Here is a 7373-nt window from a genome sequence, read left to right on the forward strand (position 1 = left end):
TCATTGGCCATGCCGCGCATCCTGACGACCTGCCCGACCACCGGACAAGAGGTCCCCACGGGGTACCGCTCCGCCGACGTCGACCTGGAGACCGAGTCCGGATCCTGGTCCTTCCGCTGCACCGTCTGCGAGCAGGTCCACGCCTGGACCGCCAGCGAGGCCAGCGTCGAGGCGGTCTCGCGCCCCCTCGTCGCCTGACCGGCGCCGCTTCAGGCGGTTCACGGCCGCCCGCCGGCCTCGCGGATCGCCTGCATCGCCGGTTCGCTGACGAATTCCTTTCGGTGAAAGCGTTCGCCCCAGGCCAGCGGGGTCACGTCGCGGTACTCATGCAGGGTGTCGGCGCCGTAGCCGGGATGCAGCTGCTTGCGTAGCGAGGCCCGCAGGTTGGGGTCGGCGCCATGCGCCAGCAGCAGGTCGGCGAAGACGGCGTCGCGGGGGCGCTGGCCGCGGTTCGTCCAGAAGTTCGGCTGCGAGACCACGGTCGCGAAGAGGGCCGTGTGGCCGCCGAAGCCCTCGCCATCGATGGCGGCCGGGGCGTTGACGTCGGCGCCTTGGGCGATCAGCCAGCGGGCGATCTCCACCTCGTCATAGTCGATGCTCATGTGCAGCAAGGTCGCGCCGGCCAGCGGCGTGCCATGGGTGGCGGTGATCTCGTCCGGCGGGCCGCACCAGTGCGGCGGATAGATCTCCGCATAGGCGAACTGGCGGTTCAGCAGGCCGGGGTCGCGGACGAGGTGCTGCTCGAGGAGGTCGATACGGCCGCGATGCAGCGCCATGGCGGGGGTGTCCTCAAGCTCCAGCCCGTGGCGGACGTAGGTCTCCAGGATCTCGTGCTTGGCCGCGGGACGGCGGCTGTCGCTGCCGAGCACCGTGCCCACCGGCGCCAGCGGGGCGCCGGCCTCGTCGTAGACCTTGCCGCCGATCTCGAAGATGAAGGCCGTGCCCTCGACGTTGAGCGTATAGGCCGGGTCGTCGAGCGCGGTCGGCGCCGGGGGCGGCGAACCGGCCGCGATGTGCAGCTTGCGGGCCGTGCCGATCTGGCCCTGCAGGGCCGCGCGGTTGATCGCCTTGGCGAAGTCGGTGGCGCCCGCCTCGATGAAGGCCGAGATGATCGCGTCGCGGCCGAGGTTGGCGGCGTAGCTCAACGGCGGTCCCCAGTTGTTCTTGCGGATCAGCACCTCCTCGTGGAGCAGGGTGGGATGACGTCGGATGAGGTCGCGGGCGGCGGCCACATCGTCGCGCCAGATCGCCTCGACCAAGCGGCAGGCTAGCGCCAACCGCGGCCAGGACGGCGCCTGGTAGGCGCGCGCCAGGACGAGCTGGGCGTCGGACAGGCGGATGCTCGCCGGATCGCGACCGCCGGGGTGGAAGCGTGCGAACAGGTCGACCGCCTCCGGCGCGCCGGCGCGGGCCGCGCGCAGCAGCTCCTTCGCCTGGCGTTTGAGCTGGCCGAGGTCGGGGCGGACGGGAAGGTGGAATTCCGGCGCACGGTATTCAGGCATGACGAGCCTCCTCTTGCGCCCGCCGTCCGCATGTTCGGGCAAGGAGGTTCGCGTGGAACCGGAGAAGGGGTCGGTTTCGATCAGGCGGACTCTGTCCTTCCCGCGGACCGGGGGCGTCCTGAACGCCAGACGCCAGACTAGGCCCAAGCCGCGCCGGAGGCCAGGGGGGCGGGTCGGGAGCGCCGCGCTAGGGTCCGGACTCATTCCGGCCGAATGAATTCAAGCGCCCGAATCCCCCTCACCGCTCATCCCGGCGAAGGCCGGGACCCAGATGGAAAGACTCAGACGCGGGCTCTATGGCGTCAGAGTTCGCCCAATCCGCCACCCACCCTTGAGATCTGGGTCCCGGCCTTCGCCGGGATGAGCGGTATGGTACAGACCCTAGGCCGCGCGGCGGACGCGGAGCGGCGTCTGCGGCGCCTCGGTTTCGAAGCGCAGGGTCCAGCGGACCAGTCCGGGCAGCCATTCCGAGCGCCAGGGCAGGCGGCGCGCCGCGCCGCGCTCCAGCATGTCGAGGCCGAAGCCGCGGGTCTGGGACCCGCGTGGCGGGCCACCGGTCTCGATCCAGGCGAGATCCACGACCCCCGAGGCGCTGAGCGTCCATTCCAATCGCACCTTGCCCTCCGGCGCGGACAGGGCGCCGTGACGCCGGGCGTTGTCGGCCAGCTCCCAGAAGCACAACGACAGCATGACTGCGACGTCCGGGTCGAGGTGGACGGCGGGTCCCTCGATGAGGATGCGGCTCGCGGCCTCGCGCGCCAGATGGCGGATCGAGCGCTCGGCGATCCGGCGCAGCGGCGCGGAGGTCCAGTCCTGGGCCCCGAGCTCGCGGTGGGCGTCGCGCAGGATGGCCACGCGGTCGACGAAGGCCTCGCCGGCGGCGCGCCGTTCGCCGGCCCCGCGCAGGGTGGACTGGGCCAGGGCCGCGATGGTGGCGAGGTCCTTCTCCAGGCGCTCGCTGAGCTCGACCACCAGCACCTCGTGGCGGCGGCGGTGGGCCTCCAGGCGGATCAGGGCGGCGCGCAGCAGGAGCCCGAGCGCCGCGGTCAGGGCGCCCACAGCCATGAAGATCGGCACATCGACGACCCTGCCGTCGGTGACGCTCCAGCTCATTTTCTCCGGCAGGAACATGTACCAGCCCGCGACGGTGGTCATGACCAGGGTGAGGGTCGCCGCCGGCGCGCCGCCGAACAGGGCCGCCAGCAGGATGGCCGGGAAGAACAGCGAGAAGGGCAGGTGGTCGCCCAGCACCGGATCGAGCGCGCTGCGGGCGCCGATGCCGATGGCGGCCGCCACCAGCCCGATCTCGATCCGGCTGGCGAGGCCGCGGCGACCGGTGGCGATCTGGGTGGCGAGGCCTTCCACGGCGGCCGCCAGGCTCTGGGCCTCCGCCCGCTCCGTCGTCGTCTGCATCGGCCCCCGACAGCCCAGATCCGCGATTCAACGCCGCCGAGGATTCGCCGCGTCGCGATCCTTGTAAAGCGGCCGACGGCAGCTGAGCGCTAGTTCATCAGCTTCATCTGCAGATAGGTCATGGTCAGCGCCGTGGTGTGGGCCTGCTGCTTGAGGTCGGCGCCGGCGCCGTGGCCGCCCTCGGTGTTCTCGTAGAACAGGTAGGGCAGATGCATCTCCTCCATGCGGGCCGCGAATTTGCGGGCGTGCTGCGGGCCCACGCGGTCGTCCTTGGTGGTGGTGAAGATGAAGGGCTCCGGATATTTCACGCCGGTGTGCAGGTTCTGGTAGGGCGAGGTCTTCATCCAGAAGGCCATGGCCTTGGGATTGGCGTTCACGTCGCCGTATTCGCCCTGCCAGCTGGCCCCGGCCGCGATCTTCGAGATGCGGATCATGTCCAGCAGCGGCACGTCGATGACCACGGCGTTCCAGAGCTCCGGATGCTGGGTGAACTCGACGCCCATCAAGAGGCCGCCGTTGGAGCCGCCCTCGATGCCGAGCCGGCGGGGCGAGGTGATCTTGCGGGCGATCAGGTCGCGGGCCACCGCGGCGAAGTCGTCGTAGATCACCTGGCGCTTCTCGACGAGGCCGGCCTCGTGCCACCTGGGCCCGAACTCGCCGCCGCCGCGGATATTGGCCAGCACATAGACCCCGCCGCGCTCCAGCCAGAGCTTGCCGTTGGTGGCGCTGTAGGCCGGCGTCGAGGAGACCTGGAAGCCGCCATAGGCGGTCATCAGGGTGGGGCTGGAGCCGTCCAGCCTGATGTCGCGGCGATGGACCACGAAGTAGGGCACCCGCGTGCCGTCCTTCGACGTCGCCTCCAGCTGTTCGACCACGTCCTGGGAGGCGTCGAACTTGGCGGGCAGGGTCTTGATCTGTTTCACCGCGCCGGCGCCGGCGTCGGCCAGCCACAGGCTCGAGGGCGTCAGGAAACCGGAGACGCCGATGAAGGCGCGGTTGCTGTCGTCGTCGGTGGCGGCCAGGCGCACCGAGGCGTTGTCCGGCAGCGGCAGGCGGGCCCTGGCGAAGCCCTTGGCGGTGGGCGTGTAGACGAAGGCCGCGCCCTTGACGTTGTCGAGCATGGTGATCAGCAGCTTGTCGTGCGTCGTCGCCGTGCTCTCCAGGGCCTGGCGCGGGCTGGGCGTCAGGAGGATCGTGGGCTTCAGGTGTGCGGGGTCGGCCTTCAGCGCGGCCAGCGGAACCCAGGCCAGGCTGCCGGCCGGGACGGTCTTGCCGCCCGCCTTCCAGTCCTCTTCGGTGCGGATCACCACGCGGCCGGCGATCAGCTCCTCGACGCTGGCCTTCATGGGAATGGCGAGGCGCCTGGTCCCCTTGGGCGTCAGGACATAGGTCTCGTGGCGGAAGGTGTCCAAGGGCCGGACGATGACCGCCAGGGTGCGCCCGGCGCTGTCGCGCAGCACGCCCGGCGAGACGCCGTAGCCGCCGTCGGCCTTGTCGCCGCGATAGACCTCGACGGCCTGGTCCAGCGCCTGGCCGCGCTTCAGCCGCTTGACGATGTAGGGATAGCCGGACGCCGTCAGCTCGCCCGGCGCCCAGGCGTTGGAGATCAAGAGCGTGTTCTCGTCTTCCCAGGCGACGCGGGCCTTGGACTTGGGGATGACGAAGCCGCCGTCGACGAACTTGCCGGTGTCCAGGTCGAACTCGCGGATGGTCGCCGCGTCCTCGCCGCCCTCGGACAGGTGGACCAGACAGAGGCGCTCGGCGGGCCTGGCGCAGGGCGCGCCCTTGAAGACCCAGCTCTTGTTCTCGGCCTTGCCCAGGGCCGAGACGTCCAGGACGGTGGTCCAGTCGGGCTCGGCGGTCTGGTAGCTGGCCAGCGTCGTCTTGCGCCAGATGCCGCGCACGTGGTCGGCGTCCTGCCAGAAGTTGTAGATCGCCCCGTGCAGGAAGCCGCCGGTGGGGATGCGGTCCTTGGCCTCGGCGAGCGCCAGGGCTTCGCGGTAGAGGGCGGGGTAGCGCGGGTCGGCTTCGAGGACGGAGGTGGCCTTGGCGTTGTGGGCGTTCACCCACGCCATGGCGCGCGGCGAATTGGCCTCCTCGAGCCAGATGTAGGGATCGGCCGCGTCGGTGGCGGCGGTCTGGGCGCGGGCGGCGTGCGGCGCCGAGGCCCCCAGGGCGAGAAGGCCGATGGCCGCGGCGAAGAGAGCTGAACGCATGCAAGGGTCCCCGATCCGAAGGTTGCGACGCTAGAGCCCCGGCGCGCCGCTTAGAAGCCGAAAATGTCAGGCGGCGGCGCGCCGGCGGATCCAGCCGTCGACGGCGACGCCCATGGCGTCGAGCGGCATGGCGCCCTGTTCGAGCACGGTGCGGTGGAAGCCCTTGATGTCGAAGCGCGCGCCCAGCCGGTCGCGGGCATGCTGGCGCAGGCGCAGGAACTCCAGGTGGCCGATCTTGTAGCCGCAGGCCTGGCCCGGCCAGGCGCAGTAGCGCTCGATCTCGCGGCGCGCGTCGTCCGGCGTCGAGCCGGCCTTGTCGACCAGGAAGGCGATGGCCCGCTCGCGGGTCCAGCCCCTGGCGTGCAGGCCGGTGTCGACGACGATGCGGCAGGCGCGGAACAGCGATCCCTGCAGCCGCCCCAGTCGGCCCAGCGGATGGTCGTCATAGGCGCCGAGCTCGTCAGCCAGCTGTTCGGCATAGAGCGCCCAGCCTTCGGCATAGGCGTTGAAGTTCAGGAGCTTGAACAGGGTCGGGATGTCGGCGGTCTCGTTGGCGATCGACCCCTGCAGATGATGGCCGGGGACCCCCTCGTGGTAGACGGTGGTGTCGACGCTCCAGCGCGGCCAGTTCCTGGTGTCGGCCTGGTTGAAATAGATGGCGCCGGGGCGGGTCCCGTCGATGCTGCCGGAGAGCGAATAGGCGCCGGGCGAGCCGAGCTGGTTGGCGGGCGGCACGCGGCGGACCTCCAGCGCCGTCCTGGGCAGGGTCTCGAAGACGCGCGGCAGGCGGGCGTACATGTCCTTCAGGCGGGCGCGGATGTAGTCGAGCATCTCGGCGCGCCCGGCGTCGGTGTCGGGGAACAGCTGAGCGGGATCGCGGGAGATCGCCGCCATGCCCTGGCTGACCGTGCCGGTGCGGACGCCGGCCTGATCGAGCACCGCGCGGGTCTGCGCCGTGACGGCCGTCACCTGCTCCAGGCCCAGCGCATGGGCGGCGTCCGGCGAGAGGTTCGTGGTCGTCTGGAACCGCAGGCAGTGGGCGTAGTAGGCCTGGCCGTCGGGCAGGGCGCCGACGCCGGCGGTCTCGCGGGCGTGGGGGCGGAGCGCCGCGAGGGCCGCGGCCTGGCGGGCGATGGCGGCGGCGACCGGCCCGTCGACGATGGCCTGGGCGCGGCCGGCCCAGTCGCCGGCGATGGTCTTGCCGGCCGTGCGGTCGGCGAGGGCCCGGACGAGGCCCGCGGTGGGGCCGCGCTGCTCGGCCTGGAAGCTCCCCAACTGAGCCAGCGTGCGGTCGATGAGGAAGCCCGGCGGGGTCACGCCGCGGCCGGCGTCGGCGCGGACCTGCTCGGTCTCCTGGTCGACGACCCGGCCGAAGTCGGTCAGCCGATCGAGGTAGGCGCTCGCGTCGTCGGCGGTGGCGATGGTGTGCTGCGTCGCCAGGAAATCGGGGATGTCCTGGTAGGCGCCGGAGACCTGGGTCACGACGTTGGCCACGGGATAGCCGAAGCCGCCGATGCCGCCATAGGCGAAGCCGCGGAACGGCCGGGCGTTGTCGGCCAGCGAGGCGGCCATGGCGCGGAAGATCGCCGCGCGCGGCGTCGCCGGCGGCGCGGCGCTGGCGAGCCTCGGGCCCGCGTCGATGATGGCGTCGAAATAGCTGAGGCGGTTGGCGGCGCCGCGGTCGTCGAGGCGATGCTTCAGCCCGGCGCGGGGCCCGGCGTCCAGGCCATAGCTGGTCGCGGTCTCGGGCGAGGCGCGCAGCACGGCCTCCAGCACGGCGTCATAGAGGGCGGCGTCGGAGCCGGGCGCGGCCAGGGCCCGGGCGGGCGTCAGGGCGAGCGCGCCCGCCGTGGCCATGAACGAACGACGATGCACCTAGAGCCCCCCAACGACCGCGCGATCCGACGTCCTGGGTAGCATGAACTCGCGGGGGGCGATCAAGTCGGCTCGCAGCCGGGAACTCCCGGGGGTCGCTTGAAGATCACCGGCGGGATGCCGGCGCCTATTCCATGGCCCGGCGCGCGCTGGCCTCGACGACCTCGCGGGGGATCAGGCGGATGGTGGAGCTGGCCTTGGCCAGCACCTTGCCGTCGGCGTCGAGCAGCCGGCCCTCGGCGAAGCAGGTGGCCCGGCCGCGGCGCTCGATCCAGCCCTCGGCGATCACCCGGCCGGGGCGGGCCGGGGCGAAGTAGCTGACCTTCAGCTCCAGCGACATGGGCGTCATCTCGGGCATCAGCGACAT

The 7373-nt window shown here is 71.7% G+C and carries 6 protein-coding genes; 1 reads left to right on the top strand and 5 read right to left on the bottom strand.

The window, feature by feature from the left end:
- Positions 1–9 precede the first annotated feature (9 nt).
- The gene (locus VGT80_RS01110; protein ID WP_327452154.1) at positions 10–198 is read left to right on the top strand and encodes a hypothetical protein; all 189 of its coding nucleotides are present in this window, start codon (positions 10–12) and stop codon (positions 196–198) included.
- A gap of 20 nt (positions 199–218) precedes the next feature.
- On the opposite strand, the gene VGT80_RS01115 is transcribed toward VGT80_RS01110, so the two are convergent.
- The 5 genes from VGT80_RS01115 to VGT80_RS01135 form a co-directional block, all read right to left on the bottom strand.
- Positions 219–1502, bottom strand: coding sequence for a hypothetical protein (locus VGT80_RS01115; RefSeq protein ID WP_327452156.1), 1284 nt, complete (start codon positions 1500–1502; stop codon positions 219–221).
- 381 nt (positions 1503–1883) lie between these two features.
- Entirely contained in the window at positions 1884–2915 is a 1032-nt protein-coding gene (locus VGT80_RS01120; RefSeq protein WP_327452158.1) for an HWE histidine kinase domain-containing protein, read from the bottom strand.
- An 89-nt stretch (positions 2916–3004) separates the two neighbouring features.
- Positions 3005–5131 carry a prolyl oligopeptidase family serine peptidase gene (locus tag VGT80_RS01125; RefSeq protein WP_327452160.1) on the bottom strand — a complete coding sequence of 709 codons (2127 nt, stop codon included), beginning with the start codon at positions 5129–5131 and terminating at the stop codon, positions 3005–3007.
- Positions 5132–5197: 66 nt separating this feature from the next.
- Entirely contained in the window at positions 5198–7006 is a 1809-nt protein-coding gene (locus VGT80_RS01130) for a DUF885 domain-containing protein (protein ID WP_327452162.1), read from the bottom strand.
- Between the two features lie 127 nt (positions 7007–7133).
- On the bottom strand, positions 7134–7373 hold a 240-nt coding region (locus VGT80_RS01135; RefSeq protein WP_327452164.1), incomplete at its 5' end, for a PaaI family thioesterase.

Source organism: Phenylobacterium sp. (assembly GCF_035944335.1).
Classification (GTDB): Bacteria; Pseudomonadota; Alphaproteobacteria; order Caulobacterales; family Caulobacteraceae; genus Phenylobacterium.

Excerpts from the sequence above, each read along its gene's own strand:
- VGT80_RS01110 (WP_327452154.1), top strand. The coding sequence starts at position 10 with ATGCCGCGCATCCTGACGACCTGCCCGACCACCGGACAAGAGGTCCCC.
- VGT80_RS01120 (WP_327452158.1), bottom strand. The coding sequence starts at position 2,915 with ATGCAGACGACGACGGAGCGGGCGGAGGCCCAGAGCCTGGCGGCCGCC.
- VGT80_RS01115 (WP_327452156.1), bottom strand. The coding sequence starts at position 1,502 with ATGCCTGAATACCGTGCGCCGGAATTCCACCTTCCCGTCCGCCCCGAC.
- VGT80_RS01125 (WP_327452160.1), bottom strand. The coding sequence starts at position 5,131 with ATGCGTTCAGCTCTCTTCGCCGCGGCCATCGGCCTTCTCGCCCTGGGG.